At 47.5% G+C, this 318-nt stretch carries 1 pseudogene; it reads left to right on the top strand.

The window, feature by feature from the left end:
* Nucleotides 1–318: pseudogene (locus V6E90_RS21625) on the top strand (Ig-like domain-containing protein); the annotation flags it as partial.

Genomic DNA, 318 nt, shown 5'->3' on the forward strand with positions numbered 1-318 from the left:
TCGTAACTGTTGTTGTGAATGGGGTGACTTATACCGCAACAGTAAATTCAGCAAATGGTACGTGGAGTGTGAGTGTACCGGGCAGTGGTTTATTGGCAGATGGCGATAAGACCATCGATGCAAAAGTGACGTTTACAGATGCAGCAGGTAACAGTAGCAATGTAACGGACACTCAAGTTTATACAGTGGACACCACTGCACCGAATGCGCCAGAGATTAATCCAATCAATGGTACAGATCCGATTACAGGAACAGCGGAACCTGGTTCGACTGTGACCGTGACCTTCCCAGATGGTACAAGTGTTCAGGTCCCAACAG

This window comes from Acinetobacter sp. ESBL14, assembly GCF_036668815.1.
GTDB classification, from domain to species: domain Bacteria; phylum Pseudomonadota; class Gammaproteobacteria; order Pseudomonadales; family Moraxellaceae; genus Acinetobacter; species Acinetobacter gyllenbergii.